We start from the raw sequence: 20519 nt of genomic DNA on the forward strand, positions 1-20519 counted from the left end.
GGTGCCCTCACTCAAATGCGCAAACATGATTACAGTCCCCCGTAGGATAATTTCCGGCTTCTAAGGACCAAGCAACTACACGCGCGAATTATCTGGGCGTCGTCCCCAAGCGCCGCACTTCATCATCAAGGGCGGTCATCGCTTTCATCAGGTACCGTTCTACCGCATTCGGCGCCCAGTGCCCAGACGACTCTAGAAGGCGCGGACGCACGAAATGGTAGTCACTCAGTGGAGCGTTCAGAGTCGTGGACAGATCGTGGCCGCGCGCGGATAACTCAGCAAAGTGCCGTTCGATACTGCCATCCAGCGAGACGAGAGCTTGATCGTCGAGAATCCAGACGTCGCCGCCGAAGTTCGGAAAGGACGCCAGTTGGTAGGAGATCAACATCTGCCCGATATTCTGACTGAGCTCGTGCAGTCCGTCTTGCACTTGCCCCGGATCAGGAGCAGCGTCGTAGTGCTCGGTCAGTGACCTTTCCAGGTTGGAATACCCCTCAACGACAGCGGGCAACCAACGGGAATAAGCTGCCTGAACCTTGCGAGCGTCAGCGACGCTTTGTGGCAGGTGCTTCAGTTCGACAACCGCATTGTCAAACCGGCGTACCTGCTCAATTAGAGACGCATCCCCCACTTGCGTGGCCATTTCGTGCAAGCGTCCCATTGCACGGGTGGAGACCTCGATGTTCTCTGCCTCATAGGGGGAGCCATTGAGGTTGTAGTAGAGCAGCGCATTGACAGCTGCCCGGATCGCCAGAGTACGCATCTCATGCAACGCCTGTCGGTCCTGTGCTCCCAGAGCCTCTCCCCTGGCACAAGCCAGCAGCATCAATATCAACAGGTAACTCTGAAACCGATTGTCTTTCTTGTTATCGCGATTCAAGTAGAAGTTCCTTCACAAATCCTGTGATGCCTTCGACCCAATGGCAATGTCCGGCCCCAGGCAGAGCTGAACCTACCCTCAACGATTTCCCTAGGCTCAGCTGAAATTTCCGTCGGTGAATGCCGACCAATCGCGCCACTGCTCCACTTCGCGACTCAACGCCGCCAGTTTTCCTGTCATTACCTGCAGGGCATCGGAACCGGCCAGGTAGCGCAGCGGCGGATGCTCTTCACCGGCCAGTCTCACAAGCATCGCACCTAGCTTGGCGGGATCACCATTCTGTTGGTGATTGTTAGCCGCCGACGACGCCTTGATACGACGACTGAGCTCAGCATAGTCCTCCAGGCTGATGCTGCCCAAAGCAGCCGAACTGCCATCGAGAAAGTCGGTACGAAAGGCGCCTGGCTCGACCAGGGTTACGCGAATGCCGAACTGCGCCACTTCTTGGGCAAGGGATTCGGAAAACCCCTCCACAGCGAACTTCGCCGAACAATACAGCGCCGCACCAGCCATGCCGGTCACACCAGCAATGGAGGAAACATTGAAGATGTGTCCACTACGCTGTCGGCGCAACGTTGGCAGCACTGCACGGCAGACATGGAACAGACCGAAGACATTGGTTGCGAACTGCCGCTCTGCAGCTCCGGCGTCGTTCTCCTCGAAGGGACCCAGTTGGCCATATCCCGCATTATTCACGACAACATCAATACGCCCGAAACGTTGTACTGCTGCCTCAACCACGGTCGCCGCCTGGCCAGCTTCGGTGACATCTAATTGCAGAGCCAGTACACGCTCGGCAAAGGGCTCGAACGCCCGCTCGAGACGAGTCAGATGGCGTCCTGTCGCAACGACATTGTCACCTGCCTCCAGCGCTGCTCTGGCAATGGCCTCGCCGAGACCACGAGTGGCCCCCGTGACGAACCAAGTCTTCCTCATTGTTGTTCTCCGGGCTCGATGGATTGCTGGGCCAGCCAATGTCGAAGGCTGGCTTGATGATTGCCTGGAAATCATATGAACAAATTTTACATTTATGTTCAAATAAGATTTCATAAAACCGTGTCACTGCCTTGCAACTCCCCCTGAGGACTACACCGTGCTGATCGATATCCATGCTCACCTCGTGACAAAGGGAATGCTGAACCGCCATGAGTTCTGGGGTCCCTTCATGAAGACCACAGGCTTCACCGTCGGTCACTTTTCCCTGGGCACCAAGCAGCCGTCCAAAGCGCAAAGCGACGAGGAAGCAGAAGCCAACTTACTAGCTCGCATGACCCATGAAAGCCGCCGGCGTCTGATGGCCGAGCGCGGCGTAGACAAACTGGTAGTCTCTGCACCCTCTCATGCATTCATGTACTGGGCAGGTGAGTTCGGGAGCGAATACGCACGCATATGCAATGACGAGATGGCCACCTATTGCCGTCGGGATCCGCAGCATTTCGACTTCTGGTGCCATGCAAACCTGGCCGAACCGGAAACAGCGACAAGGGAGATCGAGCGCGCTGTCCAGCACCTAGGCGCCAAGGGGGTCTGTGTCGGCGGTACCAATTTCAATGGTATCGAGACCCATGACGAACGCCTGTTTCCGGTCTGGGAGAAAATCGAGCAGTTGGATGTGCCTATCATGGTGCACGGCTTCAACCAGTCCATCTACTGGGGCGAGAAGCACACCGACGACAAGTTCGAGACCACCTCGATCGTTGGTGACTGCGTCGATGAAACGCTGTTCTTCTGGTACCTGATCTGCGGTGGTGCGCTGGATGCGTTTCCCAAGCTCAAGGCTTACATCACCCATGCTGGCGGTATGGCGGTGTTTCAGCTCGGCCGCCTCAGCGAACTGAATCAGGCCATGGCACCGGACGCCCGCAACCGCAGGCCATTGATGGACTACCTGGACAACTTCTACTTTGACCTCGACGTTCATGCGCCAGGCCTGCGCCGTGGCGTGGTGGAGGTCGTCGGTGTGGATCGGCTGGTCTACGGCACTAACTTCGGGGGAGCCTATGCCCATGGCGACCTCACCGAGAACCTGGGCTTGAGCGAAGATGACCGGGAGAAGATTCGCAGTGGCAATGCGATCCGTTTGCTCAAACTGGAACCCTAGGCCAGCCGCTGATCATCCCGAGGCGGGCTCAGGTGTTGGAGCACCTGGGTCCCGTACCTCCCGTACCGTTCCTGGTCCCACTGCGCGACATCGGTACGAGTCCCTGCACCACAGCGATGCCAAACAGAATCAGGCCGCCACCAATAGCGTGATAGCCATGCAGTTCCTCGCCCATCAGTAGCACTGCCAGCAAGCCGGTGAACAATGGCGTGAGGTTCATGAACACCGCAATTTTCTCCGCTCCAATCTCCCCAAGCGCATGGTTCCAAAGCCCAGGCGCCAGCGCCGACGCGAACAAACCGGCATAAGCCACCAACGGCAAGTTGCGTGCTGTCAGTTGTACCGAAGGGGTCAGCAGGAACGCTGGTAGCAACACGATCAAGCCACAGAAAACCTGCACATAGAGTGATTCCCAAGTCGCTATCGGCAATCGCCAGCGCTTGAGCAGCAGGCAGTAGACCGCATAGGACAGCGACGCCATGAGCATGAGGAACTCGCCCAAGCCCATGCCTTCTCGCCACAGCCGACTCGGCCGTCCGGCACTGATAAGCAGGGCGAGCCCGCAGAATGAAACCAGACAACCGAGCCAGACAGTACGCGTCGGCCGTACCCCCATCAACGGTAATGCCAGCAGTGTGGTCAGCAACGGCATGGTGCCCAGAATAAGGCCCATCGAGGTGGCAGAAACCTTATGCGCGGCGAAATAGGCCAGCGACTGATACAGAGCCATACCCAGCACTCCAAGGGCAAAAAGCTGCCAGAAGTGCCGGCGGATCAACCGCCGCTGCTTCCAGACCCTGGGCAGCAGCCAGGGACTAAGCACGATGAGCGCTAGGAGCCAGCGATAGAAGGAAATGGCCGCCGGCTCGATAGCACCGACGGCCAGTCGATTGACTACCGTGCTACCGGCCCAGATCAGCGACGCTAGAATGGGGAGCAGATAGATCATGAGTCATCCGTCCTAACGAACCCGGGCGTCACTGGAAACCAGCGCACATCCAGACAGGCTCCCCGCTTCGCGTACGACAATGCCCTTCAGGTCTCAGGGCGTACGTAATAGCCGACCGCCACGGCATATCGCCCTACCTGGCGAAGCAGGGTGTTCTTCTGCTCAAGGCGGCTGTTCGCAGGGTTGCGCCACAGATAGCTCACCTCTGCATATCCACCGCCCTTCTTCAGTGCCTCGAGCATCTGTATACCGATCCGCTTTTGGTCGGCGGACTGCAAGGCACGGAATTGAGTGCCAACCAGGCGCAGGTTGTAACCGTGGGCGCTGAACTTCAAAGTATCCAGATCGACGATGAATACATACAGGTCATCACGGATAAACTCCACGTCCAGGCTGTTGACCTGCTCGATCACCTTCGCGGGGTTGGCTGCCATCGCGGCACTCGCGCGCGCTAACAGTTGGATAGCCTCCTGCTTGCTGGAGCGAGGCATGTAATAGCCAACCGCGAAGATCCGCTCACCAACGCGCCTGAAAAACACTCGTTTGCGCTCGGCCTTGCCATCAACCCAGTTCACCCAGTGGTAGTCGGCGGTATGGGTTTCACCATCCTCTGGCAACGCCAACGCAGCCTTGAAGGACTTGTTCAATTCAGCGTCGAGCACGCCACCGATATTGCGCCCCACCAGGTTCGCCGACGGCCCGCCGCTGGCCAACATCACGCCACTAGTGTCGACGACATAGACATAGAGCTGGCCATCGATGAACTCTCCCTGACGACTGAAGGCCGCAAAAGCAGCCTCCCCCTTTGCCCGGTAGTAGGCAACAGCCCGTTCCAACAGACGATTGGCCTGCGTGGCCTCCGCCGCATAATTTCCTTCGTCCTGGGCCAGGGCGCTGGACAGGTAAAGCATACCGAGCAGCAGTAGCAAGACATGGCGAAAGATAGACAACTTGGAGGTCATTGGCGCGAAGCCCTCCGATCACAGGGTACGTCCAATGATTTCCTTCATGATTTCAGAGGTGCCGCCATAGATGCGTGCAACCCGTGCATCCACCCAGGCGCGGCTGACCTTGTATTCGCTCATGAAGCCGTAGCCACCGTGCAACTGGAGGAACTCGTCGAGCAACTTGCCCTGCATCTCCGAACCGAGCAACTTGGCCATGGCGGCGACATCCGCCGGTAGTTCACCACGCATCACCTTGGCCAGGCAGTCGTCGACGAAAACCCGCAGCATGGTCGCCTGCGCCTTGGCCTCGGCGAGCTTGAAACGGGTGTTCTGGAAATCCAGTACCGGCTTTCCAAATACCTTACGATCGCGGGTGTATTCGATGGTTTCTTCCAGCAGGGTATGGATCGACTGCGCCGCACGGATGGCGATGATCAGACGCTCCCAGGCCAACTGGTGGGTCAGATACTTGAATCCCTGCCCCTCCTCGCCCAGGCGGTTGCTAGCCGGCACCCGCACCTCGTCAAAGAACAGCTCGGCGGTATCTTGCCCCTTGAGGCCAATCTTCTCCAGCAAGCGCCCCTTGGAGAAGCCCTTGCGCTCTTCCTCGATACAGATCAAGGTCAGTTCCTTGGCCGCCGGGTCGAGCTTGGTGGCAGTGACTACCAGTCCGGCATTACCACCATTGGTGATGAAGGTCTTCTGTCCAGAAACGATGTAGTCTCCGCCATCGCGGCGTGCCAGTGTGCGCATCGAGCGTAGGTCGCTGCCGATGCCCGGTTCGCTCATGGCGATCACGCCAATCAGCTCGCCACTGACCATCCGTGGCAGCCACTTCTGCTTCTGCTCTTCGCTGCCATAGGCGACGATGTAGGGTGCGACTATCTCCGAGTGAGTGGTGAAACCCACGGCAGTCGCATTGGCCCTGGCCAACTCTTCGATCATCACTGCGGAGTGGCCGAAATCGCCACCGGAGCCGCCATATTCTTCCGGCACCGTGGAGCACAGCAGCCCGGTCTCGCCCGCTTTCAGCCAGACATCCTTGGGCACGATGCCATTCTTTTCCCACTCATGCAGATGAGGCACGATCTCGCGATCGACGAAACGTCGCGCCTGCTCGCGGAACAAGTTATGGTCTTCACGAAAAACACCACGCATAACTATCACTCCAATTCAGTCGGTCTTCTCAACGGTCCAGATAATCCGGCTTGCGCTTGTCCAAGAATGCGGAGACCGCTTCCCGGTGGTCTTCCGTGTGGTGGGCCAGCGACTGGTATGCGGCGGACAGCTCCAGCAGCGAATCGAGGCGCAGGTGCTGGCCCTCTCGCAGCAACCGCTTGCACAGACGCAGCGCATGCCCCGGATTGCCAGCGATGCGCTGTGCAAGCGACAGAGCCTCGGCCTGGAGCGCCTCGTGGGTGCAGACCTGTTCCACTAACCCCCACTCCAACGCCTTGGCGGCATTGATGGTGTCACCGGTGAAGGCCATCAGACTTGCCTTGGGGATGCCGATGATGCGTGGCAGCAACCAGGCCCCCCCATCGCCCGGGACAATCCCCAGTCGGACGAAACTTTCCGCGAACAGTGCCGTGGTCGACGCCAGTCGGACATCGCACATGCAAGCCAGGTCTAGTCCAGCACCTATCGCCGGGCCGTTGATGGCGGCAATCACCGGGACATCCAGTTCGTACAACGCCAGCGGGATGCGCTGGATACCATCACGATAGGTATTACGCAGTTCGTAAGGGGACCCGGCGAATATCCCCTCGCGACTGCGCATGTCCTTGACATTGCCACCGGCGCAGAAGGCGCTGCCATTGCCGGTAAGCACCATGACCCGCACCGAGTGATCCCGACGCAGTTCGGCGCAAAGGTCGACGAACTCTTGGATTTGCTCCGGCGAGGTCAGCGCGTTGCGGGTTTCCGGGTGGTTCATGCGTACGGTGACGATAGCGCCGTCCCGCTCGATCTGCAGAAAGGGATTCATGCTGTAGTCACCCGAGTTCAGGTAGTGATTGGGCTGCGTGCCCTGTAAGCAACGGCCAGTAGCCTTGGCCGCCAGCGGCGCAGGCCAGTTGACCGATACGCTGACTCCACAGACTGGCCGAGCCGAACTCGCTACGCCAGGCCCACAGGCGACGAGACAACAGGTGCAGCGAGTACTCTTGGGTAAAGCCGATGGCACCGTGCACGGAATGGGCGATACCGGCGCCGACGCTGGCGGCCTCGGCGGTACTGACCTTCGCAACAGCAATACTGAGGGCGGCCAAAGCGCTGTCCGACTCGACGAAGGCGGCCTCCGCTGCGACACCAGCGGCCGCCGCCTGCTCAGCTAATACCGCGAGCTGTTGCTGGATAGCCTGAAAGGCACCGATCGGACGGCCGAATTGGTGGCGTTCGCAAGCGTAGCCGGAGGTCATTTCCAGCAGCGCTCGCAAGGCCCCAGCGATTTGCGCGGAACGCAGCAGCGCTCCCCCCAGTAGCAGGACATCACCTGACATTCCCGTGGGCAGTGGCGCGCTGGCAAGCACCGGAGCCGAACTGAAGCGCAAACCATCGCGCGGCTCGCCAGCCACATTCAGGGCCAGGAACTGTGCGACCGCCGCGGTACGATCCAACAGGACCACACGTGGGCCATCGGCGGCATCAGCAATGGCCACCACGGCATCGGTATGCCGGCCCCAAGGCACGTCATGCACAAGGCCATCCACCTTGTCGCCCCGTAGGCTGAGCTGGGCGCTGGCGGCAAAGCTGAGGACATCACCACGCCCCTCGAGCCCGGCCTTGCCAAGCAGCCAGTTGGCAAGTAGCGCTTCCCCTAGGGGGATTGGTGCAGCAAAACGGCCGGCGGCACGTGCCAGCACATAGAGATCAGCCCACCCCGCCTCGGCACCACCCAGGGCTTCGGGTACGGCAGCCAGGCTGAAACCGGAGTCCTTCAGGACGCTCCAGAGTTCGGCCGGCCACACACCACCCTCGCAGCCGAGCACGTATTCCGGCGTGGCTAAGTTGCCGAAAAGGCGCTCGATGGTTGATTCGAATAGTTCTCGCATAGTTATCGCAACCCCAGGCCGCGCGCGATGATGCCGCGCAGGATTTCGCGGGTACCGCCGCGCAGAGAGAAGGAAGGCGCCATCTGCATCAGATAGGCCAGAACCCGGGCATGCTCGCTACCGCCAACCAGGCGAGGTTCGGCCTCGAGCAGGAGTTGGGCAACCTCGGGCAGTTCCTGCTCAAATAGATTTCCCAGATCCTTGACGCAGGAAGCAGCCCAGGTCGGATGCTCGCCGGCAGCCAGTTGCGCAGTGACTGCCAGCGACATGTTGCGCAAGGTCAGTAACTTAGCCGTGAGGCGACCGATCTCGCGGCACTGCAGGGCATCCGGGCTATGACCCAGCGCATCGACCAGTGTTGTAAGCAAGGCCATGCAACTGAGGAAGCGTTCCGGACCGCTACGCTCGAAAGCCAGTTCGGCGGTGACCTGCTCCCAGCCCTTGCCTTCGGTACCGATCAGCGCATCCGCATCGAGCTGAACGTTGTCGAAGAACACCTCGTTGAAATGCTCGCCACCGGCCAGGTCGCGGATAGGACGGACGGTGACCCCCGGTAGACTCAGATCGACGATGAACTGCGACATGCCCTCATGGCGCGCCGCCTGTTTCTCGCCGGTGCGCACCAGTGCAATCATGAAATGCGAGTGCTGGGCGTTTGTGGTCCACACCTTCTGCCCGTTGAGCAGCCAACCGCCGTCATTGCGGCGAGCTGAGGTCTTGATCGACGCCAGGTCGGAGCCGGAGTTCGGCTCGCTCATGCCAATACAGAAGTAGCTTTCGCCGCGGCAGATCGGCGGCAGGTAATACTCTTTCTGCGCCTCACTCCCGAAACGATTTATCAGCGGGCCGCTCTGCCGATCGGCAATCCAGTGTGCCGATACCGGCGCGCCGGCTGCCAACAACTCTTCGATGATCACGTAGCGCGAGAAAGGGCCGGCTTCACTGCCGCCATAGCGCCTGGGCAACGCCATACCGACCCACCCCTGGGCGCCGAGTTGGCGACTGAACCTCGCGTCAAAACCCATCCAGGATTGCGCCATAGCAGTCGGTGGATAATCGCCAAGACGGTCTTGGAGAAATGCCCGCACCTCGTGACGGAGCGACTCCGCCTCAAGGGGAATCTTGCTGTAAGTGAATTGAGCGATAGACATGCGAACTCTCGAAATGGGGCACAAGGCCAATCACGGAAAGGTGATCCGAAACCTGCCAGCCCTCTTCCGACACAGGGAAGAGGGCTGGCAGGTGCCTTATCAGAGAGCGGTGCCAGCGTCTGCCTTAGCGAACATCGCATTAATATCGCCGGAAGTGACAGGTTTTCCGTCGGCACGTCCGTGGTCGGCGCCGCCGAGACCCAGAGCCGGCTCGGTCTTCACGTGCGCAGCTTGGGCGCGCAGGGCACCGACCGTGCAGTTGTCGCGACCAAGGATCGCGAACGGGTCGTAGGAGAACTCGCGCATGGCGTTGAGGTGAGTGACCTTGTCGATGGTCTCCTTGGGCAAGTGTCTCAGGCCCTCCCAGGCCGTTTCCGGCGAGTTCGGCCAGGTGCAGTCGGAGTGCGGGTAGTCGCTTTCCCAAGTGACCATCTCTTCATTCATGAACTTCAGGTTCTGCAGCCCGAAGTTATCCTCGATGAAGCAGGTGATGAAATGCTTCTTAAAGATGTCGCTGGGCATCTGCCCGCCGAAGTTGGAGTTGGTCCAGGCGTTGTGATGGCGATGAGTGAAATCAGCGCGCTCCAGCAGGTAAGGGATCCAGCCGATACTGCCCTCAGAAAGAGCCATGCGCAGCTTCGGGAATTTTTTCCACATCGGCGCCCAAATCCAATCGGCCGCCGAGTTGGCGATGGAGATCGGCATTGAGGTGATCCAGGCATCGATCGGAGACAAGTCGGAAGCGTGCTCTGCCTTGACGCCCGTGCCAATGTGACAACAGATCACTACGTTGTAGTCAGAACAGGCTTTCCACAGCGGATCCCAGTAGTCGCTGTGGATCGACGGGTAACCATGAATCGCGGGATTGTCCGACAGCGACAGGGCATGCACGCCTTGCTTAGCCAGACGTGCAACCTCTGCAGCAGCGGCCTGCATGTCCCACCAAGGTACTAGCATCAGAGGAATGAAGCGTCCCGGGGCGGCGTTGCACCAGTCATGCAGGTGCCAGTCGTTGTAAGCCTGAATGGCCGCCAGGGACACGTCACGGTCCGCATGTACCTGGAAGCGCTGGCCGGCGAAGCCGGGGAAGGTCGGGAAGCAGAGCGAACCGAGTACGCCATTGGCATTCATGTCGTCCACACGGTCCCTGATATTCCAGGTGCCGCGACGCATCTGCTCATAGCCCAGCGGCTCCATGCCGTACTCCTCCTTGGGCCGGCCTACCACCGAATTGAGCCCCATGTAACCGGTGGCCTGCTCCTCGAAGACCCACACATCGCGCTCTCCGCGCTTGACGACGTGGGGCTCGCGCCCCTTGAAGCGGGCCGGCATGTGGCGTGCAAAGGCATTCGGCGGCTCGATCGCGTGGTCATCAACGCTGACGAGAATCAGATCTTCAATCTTCATTGTTGTTTTCCCCTTGGCTTACGGGTTCCTGATGTGCCCCTGATCATAGTGCACGCCCGAAATAAATTAAACACTTTATTTAAAAATGTTCAATTAACTCCTCTGCCAGGAGCACCATGGCGCGCCCCGCAAAGCGCTGGGCGCATGCCTCAATCCCAGATCACATGCAGGTGATGGGGGCCACGCAATTGCGCTCCGATAATTTGCGGAGCCGGTTTGTCGACATCGAGACGAATGTTCGGCATCAGGTCGAGGACAGCATTGAGCGCACAGTTGATTTCCGTCTTGGCGACGAACTGGCCAATACACATATGCGGACCGAAGCCGAAGCCGAATGACGGTTTGGCCTTGCGGTCGATGTCGAAACTATCGGCCCGCTCGAACGCATCCTCATCGCGGTTGGCAGAGGTGACAATGCACGAGACCATGGCCCCCTTGGGAATGGCCACACCGCGAATTTCGACATCCTTGGCCGCCTGGCGCACCTTGAAGGTGGCTACCGGTTCGTAGCGCACCGCTTCGTCGATGGTCCTGGGGACCAAGCTGCGGTCCTCGCGAATACGCGCGAGCAACTCCGGCCGCTCCAGCAGCAGAGTCATCAAGGTGCCGAAGGTGCGAGTGGTCGTCTCGCTGGCCGCCGGTAGCAGCGAACGGACAAAAGTGGTGATCTCATGATCATCAAGCGAGCGCCCCTCGTACTCGGCCCGAATCAGGCGGCTGATCAGATCATCGCCCGCAGCGCCTTCGGCACGACGTTGCGCCACGACCACCTTGACCACGTCGTATAGAGCCTGGGCGGCCTCCATCGCCGCGCCGCGTGCGGCAGCAGCCTTCTCGGGGTCAACCTGCGGGCCAGCCAGGATAGCCAGCGCCCAGGCAGCATACTGCTCGATCTCCTCAGGGCGGTCCTCGGGGAAGCCGATCAGCGAGTAGATCACGCGAATGGGGAAGTACAGGGCGAACTCCATGAGGTCCGCACGCTTGCTGGCGACCATGGGCTTCAGGTACTCATCGCGGATGACCCGGTCGATCTTGGTTTCCTTCCAGCGATTTACCGTCTCGGGCATAAACACCGGCTGCAACAGGCTGCGGATGTTCTTGTGCGCACCTCCATCCATAGCGGTGAGAATCAGGCCATCGAAGAACGCCCCTAGCCCTTCGGCGATGAAGCCACTGGTGAAGTTCGTGGCGTCGCGCATCACAGCCATGACATCGTCGTACTTGAACAGCGTGAATACCGGACGGTCAGGATCAAGTCCGGCAATCGATGGAACGCCAAGGCGCGCCATGAAGTTCTCTGGGAGAACCGGGGATTTCTCGCGCATCTCACGATATACCGCGTGCAGATCGATATCGGCACCTCGGTAGTTGCTCGCGACATTGGCGAAGACTTGCTCCAAGTTGCTCTGGATCGGGGCGGACATGGACATCTCCTTTCTTGTTGTATGTAGCCGGTATGCGTGGTCCTGCGAGAGACACGCCGTATCGGGCATATTAGGCACGCCACGCAAAAATCTGAACGATTTTTTACATTTTGTCCGAAATCAAGAAAAGAAATGTCCAGCCCAGGCGTTTGAGAGACGCACTCAGTAAGCCTGCTGGACGTAAGTCATACGCCCACCGGCCAGCATCAGGGCACAATAGAGATTGATTTCCGTCACCTGAGCCGGGCTGAAGAATTCAGACATTCGCGCGTAGTGCCCGTCGTCGATGGCCATGTAGTCACCGGCAAACAGTTCGGCAAAACGCAGAGCGGCCCGCTCCGCAGGACTGAAGCGCTCGCTGTCGATCGCCAAGCAGGCAATGTCGTCCTCGCTGACCTCATCGGACTTGCGCGCCAACTGGCACGCCTGACAGGTGGTGATACTGGCGATCTTCAGCCGCAACAGCTCGCGCAAGCGCTCGCCCAGCAAGCTGTCCCGATAGAAGCCGGCCATCAGTTCCAGCCAGGCCAGGGCCAGACCAGGGCGATGCGCCCAGACCTGAATCGGCCTTGTCGAACTGAGCATGCGGGTTTCCTGCCCCCGCACGATCGCCTCGAGCAGCTCGGCCGGCATATCCTCTAGCGGTACCGTGGAAATTCGCGCCATGTCTGCAGCCCTCTCCATCTGTTCAGCCAAGGCGCTCGATGATGGTCGCGGTCCCCATGCCTCCGGCACAGCAAATCGCCTGCAGCCCATAACGGGCATCACGCCGCTCCAACTCGTTGAGCAGCGTGGTCATCAGCCGTGCGCCACTGGCGCCAAGCGGGTGGCCCAGGGCGATGGCCCCACCGTTGACATTGAGGCGCTCGTGCGAGACGCCAGTTTCATGCATCCAGGCCAGCGGTACCGAAGCGAATGCCTCGTTGACCTCGAACAAATTGATATCACGAATTCCCAGGCCAGCTTTCTGCAGCACCTTGTACGTAGCTGCGATCGGGCCAGTGAGCATCAGTGTCGGATCGGACCCCACCGTGGTGAATGCACGAATCCGCGCCCGAGGCTTCAATCCCAGACGCTGAGCAGTTTCCGCCGACATCAGCAGCAGTGCTGCCGCACCATCGGAAATCTGTGAGGAGTTTCCGGCGGTGATGCGGCCGCCCTCGGGGCGGAAACTGGTCTTCAAAGTCGACAACTTAGCCCGCGACGTGTCACGACGAATGGTCTCGTCCGCCCGCAGTGGTGCTGCAGGTTCGCTAAACCCATGCTCGCGCAAACCCTCGACCGGCACTTCTACGATTTCATTGGCGAAATGTCCGGAATCAGCCGCAGCGGCCGCCCGGCTATGGCTGACGAAGGCGTAGTCGTCCAACTCGTCACGGCTGAGCGACCACCTCTCAGCAATACGCTCGGCGGCCTCACCCTGACTGGTCAGCTCATAACGCTCGGCGGCCATCCAACCAAATGCTTCGCCGTGAATCTCGCGGTTGCTCCCCATCGGTACACGGCTCATGTTCTCCGCACCGCCGGCAACCACGATATCAACGGCCCCGGCGACGATGGCGCCAGCAGCGACATGCACCGCCACCTCGCCCGACCCGCACTTGCGGTCGATGGTCAGTCCAGGGATATCCACCGGCCAGCCGGCACCAAGCAACGCGGTTCGGGCAATGTTGGCCGACTGTTCGCCGATCTGGGTGACGCAGCCGAGTATCACGTCATCAACCTGCGTTGGCGACAGACCTACGCGCTCCAGCAGTTTGCCAATCACCAGCGCTCCCAGGTGGTCGGCACGCACACCGGCCAGGCCGCCGCGGAAACGGCCAATCGGAGTACGCACTGCATCGACAATCACGATGTCTTTCATAGTGCGCTCGCCTTGAGACCGGAGCCCGGTACGCGCTTGCCATCCTCATAGCGATAGACGCCATGCCCGGTCTTGCGGCCGAAGCGCCCGGCGGCGACCATCTTGATAATCAGCGGGCAGGGCCGGAACTTCTCTCCCAAGGTCTGATGCAGGTAGCGCAAGACAGACAATCGGGTATCCCAGCCGGTCAGGTCGCCCAGCTCTAAAGGCCCCATGGGGTGGTTGAAGCCCAGACGCAGAGCCGTGTCGATATCCTCAGCACTGGCCGTGCCCTCCTGGAGCATGTACATCGCCTCGTTGCCGAGCAATGCGGACATCCGGCTAGTGGTCAGTCCGGGTGACTCGTTGACAACGATCGAGGTCTTGCCAATGGCATCGCACAGCCCACGAGTACGCACCAGCGTCTCGTCACTGGTCGCCAGACCGCGAACCAGCTCCACCAGCTTCATCTTGTGCACCGGATTGAAGAAATGCATGCCGATGACCCGCTCGGGGCAGGCTAGGGTGGCAGCGATCTCGGTCACACTCAGCGCCGAGGTATTGGTGGCGATGATTGCGCCGGGGGCGAGCAGCGGCTCGGCCTGGGCAACCACTGCCCTCTTCACGTCCAGTCGCTCGGAAACCGTTTCCACCAGCCAATCGGCCCCCTGCGCGGCCTCGGCCAAGTCGCCACTGGTGGACAGGCGCGCGAAGGATGTTTGCGCCGACTCAGCAGAGACTTTGCCGAGAGATACACCATCCTCGAGGATCTTGCCGATATTGCCCCTGGCGCGGGACAACGACTCAGGGTTGGTATCCACCAGCACGGTGGGATAGCCAGAACTGGCGAACCCATGCGCAATACCGGTCCCCATCAGACCAGCCCCCACCACCACGATCTTTTCTTGTTTATCAGTGCTCATGCTTCGCTCTCGATTCAGTCGCGGGACTTCTTGCCCACTACGTTGCGCAATGTGCCTATGCCCTCGATGGTTGCCTCGACGACATCACCGGGATTGAGGAATCGGCCAGTTCCCATGCCGACACCGGCCGGCGAACCGGTGAACAGCACGTCACCGCAGGCGAATCTGGATCGCTGCTGGACAAAACGAATCAGTTGACCAACATCCCAGGTCATCTCTGCAGTTGAGCCGTCTTGTCGAATCTCGCCGTTGACCTTGAGGATTAGGCGCAGCTCAGGCGAGCCGGCTGGAAATTCGTCCTTGGTGACGATCCAGGGCCCAAGCCCGGTAGTACAGTCCTGACTCTTGGCCGCAAACAGGTCCATGCCGATACCCGCCGGACCACTGCGCTGCAGGTCCCGTGCGCTGACGTCGTTACCAACGGTGTAGCCCAGAACGCTGGCCAGCGGGTCATCGAGGTCTATCTCCGAACTACCGATCACTGCCACCAATTCGACCTCGTGGTCTAGCTCCTCGGTCAAAGGTGGATAGCGAATCGGGTCTTTAGCGCCGATCAGCGCACCGTAGGCCTTGAGGAAGGCCACTGGCTGTGAAGGGCTGGCGAGACCGAAGTCGTCAGCCAGGTGCTTGGCATAGTTTGCACCCGCCACCACCACCCGGTTGACCGGCTCTATCGGAGGTAGCAGGCACATCTTAGACAGCGGTAGCGACGGTCCGGAAAGGCGCAGGGCACTGATACCTGCCCCCCTGGCCAATGCAGGGGCCCACTGGGAAAATTCCCCATCGATGGCATGAACCTCGTCGCGCTCAGGGTCGACGACAGCCCAGAAGGGCCCCGTCTGGAAATAGGAACAGCGCGCCAGCTTCATCAGGCACCCACCTTGCCCACTTTGGTCGGATCCAGGTGCAGGAGATCGCAGGCGTTTTTCCAGCGGATCTTCTGCAGATCTTCGTCGGACAGACGCAGCCCATCCGTCAGGTCATGGCGCACCGCATCACTACCGCCGAAGTTGGAGCCGTACACCACACGATCAGCACCAATTACGTCCAGCATGGCCTGACGCATGGGGAGCTCGTGCAACTCCACGTCGAAATAGAAATTGGACAGATAATCCAGGAATGGCTTCTTGTTGTGATAGACGTCGAGGTTGGGATTGGTCTGCGCCATGCGCCCCAACTGATAGGGCACGAAGCCACCACCATGGGTGATGTAGACTTTCAGGTTCGGGAAGCGATCCAGCACACCACCATTGATCAGGTACCAGAAGCACTTGGTTTCGTCATAGTTCATACCGACGATCGCGGTTGTCTCATAGCGATCGGTATTGGCGTCCTTACCCCAGGTCACGGACTGGTTGTAGCCGTGCACGAAAATCGGCAGGTCGAGGTCGCACAGCGTCTCCCACACGGGATCTAGCTCGGGTGAGTCGTATTCCAGTCCGCCAAAGTTAGAGCCACCGGCAACCAGACCCTTGGCGCCCAGTTCAGTGCAGGCACGACGGATTTCCTTGGCCGCTTCGAGCGGTACATTCAGTGGCGCGTGGGCCCAGAACATCAAGCGATTGGGCGCGGCGGAGCAGTAACTTGCCAGCGCATCATTGACCCGGCGAGCAAAGGGCACGGCGAACTCGGCTTCCGCCCAGTACATGTAGCAGTGGCTCGGCACCGAGAGCACCTGAGCAGCCTGACCCGCCGCATCCATCGCAGCGAGGCGATGGCTCGGATCACGCCATTTCGCCATGTATTCCGCCACGTTCAGCGTTTCGCCACGGGCATGCGCCTCGCGCAGGGCCTTCTTACGCTCCGGAGCCCCCAGGGTCAGTATCCAGTCACCCACTCGCAGCTTGATGTCGCCATCGGATTGCAACTCGAAGGCCGGCCCCCAGTAGGGATGTTGGTCGTAGTAATCGGGATGCGGCGCATGGGCGTGAAGATCGATGAGCATAATCTGGATACCTCAGGGTGGCATTTTTTATGTTTGTGTAGCGCAACGCTCGTGATGTAACCGATCTAGCCGGGTACACATCACTCAACATGCGCGTCAGGCCCGCTTTCATGGCGAAGCATAATTTTAAATTGATCATAAATCAAAAATCTGTTCAATTTATTTTTAAGATCACAATACACAACCCCTACCCCGCCCCCTTCGAGTCAAGCGGTGACAGAACGGCTCTAGGAGGGATGGGAAAGGAAAAAGGTGAGGAAGACAGGATCGAATAGGAAGGATGCGACTGAGCGAGAGCGGGGGCTAAAGCAGAGAGGACGGGGAAGGGAAGGGAAGGGGCCAGCCCCTCCCCCTAGCAGAGGGTGACTGCAAGGTCGATCAGCGGCGAGAGCGCGAGGTGGAACCGACAGTCAAGGCAACGATGAGCTTCCGCACACGTACCGGCAGGAGACGGCGACTAACCCCTTCAGGCACGAGCACCTCGCTCAGGACATAGCGAATGATCATTTCGCAGACCAGCTCCCTGTCGATCTTGATGCCTAGCCGGGCATCCCACTCATCGAACACGATCCCAAGCAGGTCCTGAAAGCGCACGATGGAATCATGGAATATCCGTCGGAAGAAACCCAGGGCGTAGTCGGGCGCCACCACAAGCAGACGTCGGGCGCGGCTCTGCTCAAGGTAATTATCCAGGTAGACAATCAGCGCATTCAAACGCGCGTCGGGGTCGGCAATATCCCCCAGCGCCAATGCCAGCGACTCATGGAAGCTGTCCCGCTTGTGACGAGAGAAGGTATCCAGCAAGTCTTCTTGGGAGGAGAAGTAGCGATAGAACGTCCCCCGGGACACCCCAGCCACCTGGCAAACATCCAGGATCGATATCCGATCTGCACCGGAACGCAGCACCACCTCCTCGGTGGCAGACAGGATATTCGTAACGGTCTCCTCGGAGCGCTTGTTGGGTCTTACTTTGCCATTCGCCGACGAGGCAACACCGTTTTTCTGAACAGGCCTTTTCGTTACGGCAGCAGGTTTCTCCGCCGGACTGGCCTTCTTTCTGACGGGCTTGTCACTCGCGCCCTTGCTCGATCTGGTGGCTTTCGAAGTCATTGACAAGGATTCTCATGGGATAAATGAGCGCAATCCTAGCACAAGATATAGGCATTATTAGCAAAATCTGTCCAAATTTTAACTGGAGACATCTGTAAAATTTGAATCTAGAATGGCATTCTCTCTTCAAAATAAAATCGCCTGCCCGCACCAGGACAGGCTCCAAGGAGATCGAGACATGAACGGCACAGGCCATCCGGACACCTGGTCCATGGGGGAACGAGACACTGTCATCGCAGCGCTTGAACGAGCGGCAGCGAAGCATCCAGACCGAGTCCTACTGGATTTCAGCGGAAAGTTATACACATATTCTGAAGTCGACTCGATTTCCACGCGCATGGCCCACGCACTCTCGAACCTCGGCGTACGACCAGGCGAGACCGTGCTGACAATGCTGGATAACAACATCGACGCAGTCGTGTGCTGGCTGGCGATCAACAAGCTGCGTGCAGTTAGCGTTCCGATAAACACCGCGCTCAAAGGCGAGTTCCTCCGTCACCAGATAGCTGACACCGGAACCCATCTGGTCATCTGCGAAGCGGACTACCTGCCACGCATCACTTCGCTGGCCGAGCAGCTCACTAACGTCACCCGGATTCTCTGCCGGGGTGACTTCATTGCTCCGAAGGACTGCCGCATTCCTATCGCCGCTTTGGATGAACACCGTGGCAATGACGACACACCTCTAAGCGTCAAGCCGGAACCTTCCGACTTGGCTTGTCTGATCTATACCTCTGGCACCACCGGCCCCTCAAAAGGCTGCATGATCAGTTACAACTTCATGTGCAACCTGGCGCGCCTGCAGCTGCGAGCCGGTCCGGCCAACGAAAACGACGTTACCATCACGCCCCTGCCGCTGTTCCACATGAACGCCTTGTGCGTCAGCATCATCGCCAGCATCCTGGTTGGTGCGCGGGCAGCGATCCTGCCGCGCTTCTCGGTCTCCAATTTCTGGCAGGAAGTCGAACGTTCCGGCGCTACTATTGCCTCTATCCTCGGCGGAATGGGTGGTCTGCTAGCTCACGCCCCTGACAACGAAGCGATGAGGCGCTGCCATGGTCAGATCCATACTGCCCGCGGCAACCCCTATACCGAGGAAACCAAGAAAATCTGGCGCGAACGCTTCGGCAGCAAACTGGTCGGCGGAAACGGCTACGGCCTCACCGAGGCTTGCGTAGTCACCTCTCTGGCCGCTGGCGAATACGCAGCGCCCGGCTCGTCCGGCAAGCGCATCCCAGACTTCGACGTGCGGATCGTCGATGACAATGATCAAGAGCTGCCCGCCAACACTCCCGGCGAAATCGTCGTCCGCCCATTGCGCCCAGATATCATGTTCCAAGGCTACTGGAATCGCCCCGAAGATACCCTGAAGCTAATGCGCAACATGTGGTTCCACACCGGCGACATCGGTAAGTTCGACGACGAAGGCTTCTTCTATTTCGTCGATCGCAAGAAGGATTACCTGCGCCGCCGTGGTGAAAATATCTCCAGCTTCGAGATGGAAGCCGCCTTTGCTGTGCACCCGGCCCTGGCCGAGGTTGCCGTGCATGCCGTGCCGTCCGACAAAGGCGAGGACGACGTCAAGGTGACCGCAGTGCTACATGAAGGGGCCTGCTTGACTCCGGAAGAGCTGTTCAACTGGGCTGTCGAATCGGTCCCCTACTACGCCCTGCCCCGCTATATTGAGTTCCGCACCAACCTGCCGAAGAATCCGCAGGGGCGCGTGCTGAAGTATGAGCTGCGCGAAGAAGGCAAGACAGCCGACACCTGGGACCTGGAAGACACTGAGATCAAGGTTGCCAAGCGCTGACCCACCCTGCAGCCCCGGCCTTGCTTTTGGGCTGGCCGGGGCTCGCTATCCATCCACTCGACAGCACCGGCTTGCAGCTCACCCTGAGTGACCTCGCCGCCGTGTTACAGAAAAAAGCGCGGCGGCATTAGCCGCGCTCGATACCTCCGTCAGTACTCGCGCACAGGTACGGTGGCCGGTCGGGAATTGTAGCCGGGGAGGTGCAGCCCGCCATCGACATGGAGAGTCTCGCCGGTGACGAAGCGCGACATCTCAGAAGCCAGAAACACCACGACTGGCCCAATGTCTTCCTCCGGCTCCCCGCAACGCCCTAGCGGGCGCAGGGCGGCGGAACGTTCGGCAAACCCTGGGTTCTCCGCCGCCAGCTTATGGAAGGTCGCCCCCATGGCAGTAGGCGCGATGGCATTCACACGAATGTTGAAGCGTCCCCATTCCGAGGCCGCACTGCGGGTCAAGCCGACGACCCCCGCCTTCGCTGCGTTGTAGTCACCATGCAACCAGGCACCGACCTCGGTGTCGATGGAGTAAAAGTTGATGATCTTGCCGCCGCCGCGCGCGCGCATGTGCGGCAGCGCAGCCTTCATCGACCACCAAGCGGCCCACAAGGTGGAGTCGAGGGTCCGAGCTAGCATCTCGTCGGTCTTCTCCTCCAGCAGCACATTGGGCGTGGGGGCGAACGCGTTGTTGACCAGAATGTCCAGCCCTCCGAAACGCTCCACTGTCACCCGGATAGCCGCCTCGATATCCACCTTGCTGGTCACGTCGGTCTTGATGAAAACCGCGCGTGCGCCAAGCGCCAGCAACTCGTCTTCCACAGCCTTGCCAGAGGCTTCGTCCAGCTCGGCTATCACGACCGCGGCGCCGGCCTTGGCAAAGCTCAATGCCACGCCGCGGCCAATACCGCCACCAGCTCCAGTCACCAGCGCTATCTGCTCGTGCAATAGCTTCATAATGAATTCCTTCTTGTTTTTAGATG

At 59.6% G+C, this 20519-nt stretch carries 19 protein-coding genes; 2 read left to right on the forward strand and 17 right to left on the reverse strand.

All coding sequences use genetic code 11. The features are described 5' to 3' along the window. Positions 1-88: 88 nt before the first annotated feature. Together M6E97_RS19325 and M6E97_RS19330 are read right to left on the reverse strand one after the other, a co-directional pair. Entirely contained in the window at positions 89-880 is a 792-nt protein-coding gene (locus tag M6E97_RS19325) for a hypothetical protein (protein WP_049311137.1), read from the reverse strand. 96 nt (positions 881-976) lie between these two features. After that, positions 977-1816, reverse strand: a complete 840-nt coding sequence (locus M6E97_RS19330) for an oxidoreductase (protein ID WP_049311138.1) — start codon at positions 1814-1816, stop codon at positions 977-979. Positions 1817-1973: 157 nt separating this feature from the next. Here M6E97_RS19330 and M6E97_RS19335 point away from each other — a divergent pair, with 157 nt between their 5' ends. Then, positions 1974-2981 (forward strand): amidohydrolase family protein, encoded by a 1008-nt coding sequence (locus M6E97_RS19335; protein WP_033970253.1) that lies wholly within the window; start codon positions 1974-1976, stop codon positions 2979-2981. 28 nt (positions 2982-3009) lie between these two features. Here M6E97_RS19335 and M6E97_RS19340 read toward each other — a convergent pair whose 3' ends face one another. From M6E97_RS19340 to M6E97_RS19405, 14 genes are all read right to left on the reverse strand, one after another. Then, positions 3010-3930, reverse strand: a complete 921-nt coding sequence (locus M6E97_RS19340; RefSeq protein WP_049311139.1) for a DMT family transporter — start codon at positions 3928-3930, stop codon at positions 3010-3012. An 86-nt stretch (positions 3931-4016) separates the two neighbouring features. Further along, on the reverse strand, positions 4017-4892 hold the full coding sequence (locus M6E97_RS19345) for a cache domain-containing protein (protein WP_231278067.1): 876 nt from the start codon (positions 4890-4892) through the stop codon (positions 4017-4019). A gap of 18 nt (positions 4893-4910) precedes the next feature. Beyond that, positions 4911-6035 (reverse strand): acyl-CoA dehydrogenase family protein, encoded by a 1125-nt coding sequence (locus M6E97_RS19350; protein ID WP_033970251.1) that lies wholly within the window; start codon positions 6033-6035, stop codon positions 4911-4913. A 28-nt stretch (positions 6036-6063) separates the two neighbouring features. Beyond that, positions 6064-6864 carry a crotonase/enoyl-CoA hydratase family protein gene (locus M6E97_RS19355; RefSeq protein WP_033970248.1) on the reverse strand — a complete coding sequence of 267 codons (801 nt, stop codon included), beginning with the start codon at positions 6862-6864 and terminating at the stop codon, positions 6064-6066. A gap of 7 nt (positions 6865-6871) precedes the next feature. Continuing rightward, the gene (locus tag M6E97_RS19360; RefSeq protein WP_049311140.1) at positions 6872-7930 is read right to left on the reverse strand and encodes an acyl-CoA dehydrogenase family protein; all 1059 of its coding nucleotides are present in this window, start codon (positions 7928-7930) and stop codon (positions 6872-6874) included. A gap of 2 nt (positions 7931-7932) precedes the next feature. Beyond that, positions 7933-9081: an acyl-CoA dehydrogenase family protein gene (locus tag M6E97_RS19365; RefSeq protein WP_033970243.1), complete on the reverse strand. Its 1149-nt coding sequence runs from the start codon at positions 9079-9081 to the stop codon at positions 7933-7935. Positions 9082-9180: 99 nt separating this feature from the next. After that, the gene (locus M6E97_RS19370; protein WP_058187947.1) at positions 9181-10488 is read right to left on the reverse strand and encodes an amidohydrolase family protein; all 1308 of its coding nucleotides are present in this window, start codon (positions 10486-10488) and stop codon (positions 9181-9183) included. A gap of 149 nt (positions 10489-10637) precedes the next feature. Continuing rightward, complete coding sequence (locus M6E97_RS19375; protein WP_049311108.1) at positions 10638-11912, reverse strand: cytochrome P450; 1275 nt, start codon at positions 11910-11912, stop codon at positions 10638-10640. A gap of 162 nt (positions 11913-12074) precedes the next feature. Further along, positions 12075-12578 (reverse strand): carboxymuconolactone decarboxylase family protein, encoded by a 504-nt coding sequence (locus M6E97_RS19380; RefSeq protein WP_049311107.1) that lies wholly within the window; start codon positions 12576-12578, stop codon positions 12075-12077. Positions 12579-12600: 22 nt separating this feature from the next. Then, entirely contained in the window at positions 12601-13776 is a 1176-nt protein-coding gene (locus tag M6E97_RS19385) for a thiolase family protein (protein ID WP_033970239.1), read from the reverse strand. Beyond that, positions 13773-14678, reverse strand: a complete 906-nt coding sequence (locus M6E97_RS19390; RefSeq protein WP_033970238.1) for a 3-hydroxyacyl-CoA dehydrogenase — start codon at positions 14676-14678, stop codon at positions 13773-13775. Before M6E97_RS19390 ends, M6E97_RS19385 begins: the two co-directional genes overlap by 4 nt. A 14-nt stretch (positions 14679-14692) precedes the next feature. Beyond that, positions 14693-15547 carry a fumarylacetoacetate hydrolase family protein gene (locus tag M6E97_RS19395; protein WP_033970236.1) on the reverse strand — a complete coding sequence of 285 codons (855 nt, stop codon included), beginning with the start codon at positions 15545-15547 and terminating at the stop codon, positions 14693-14695. Next, positions 15547-16623, reverse strand: coding sequence for an amidohydrolase family protein (locus M6E97_RS19400; protein WP_033970234.1), 1077 nt, complete (start codon positions 16621-16623; stop codon positions 15547-15549). Before M6E97_RS19400 ends, M6E97_RS19395 begins: the two co-directional genes overlap by 1 nt. Positions 16624-17001: 378 nt before the next feature. Next, positions 17002-17733: a TetR/AcrR family transcriptional regulator gene (locus M6E97_RS19405; protein ID WP_043158290.1), complete on the reverse strand. Its 732-nt coding sequence runs from the start codon at positions 17731-17733 to the stop codon at positions 17002-17004. Positions 17734-17911: 178 nt separating this feature from the next. Between M6E97_RS19405 and M6E97_RS19410 the strand changes: the two genes are divergently transcribed. Then, positions 17912-19543: an ATP-dependent acyl-CoA ligase gene (locus tag M6E97_RS19410; RefSeq protein WP_033970230.1), complete on the forward strand. Its 1632-nt coding sequence runs from the start codon at positions 17912-17914 to the stop codon at positions 19541-19543. 149 nt (positions 19544-19692) lie between these two features. Here M6E97_RS19410 and M6E97_RS19415 read toward each other — a convergent pair whose 3' ends face one another. Continuing rightward, the gene (locus M6E97_RS19415; RefSeq protein WP_049311106.1) at positions 19693-20493 is read right to left on the reverse strand and encodes an SDR family NAD(P)-dependent oxidoreductase; all 801 of its coding nucleotides are present in this window, start codon (positions 20491-20493) and stop codon (positions 19693-19695) included. Between the last annotated feature and the right edge of the window lie 26 nt (positions 20494-20519).

The sequence above is a fragment of the Pseudomonas sp. B111 genome (assembly GCF_026428275.1).
In the GTDB taxonomy this organism is placed as follows: domain Bacteria; phylum Pseudomonadota; class Gammaproteobacteria; order Pseudomonadales; family Pseudomonadaceae; genus Pseudomonas; species Pseudomonas aeruginosa.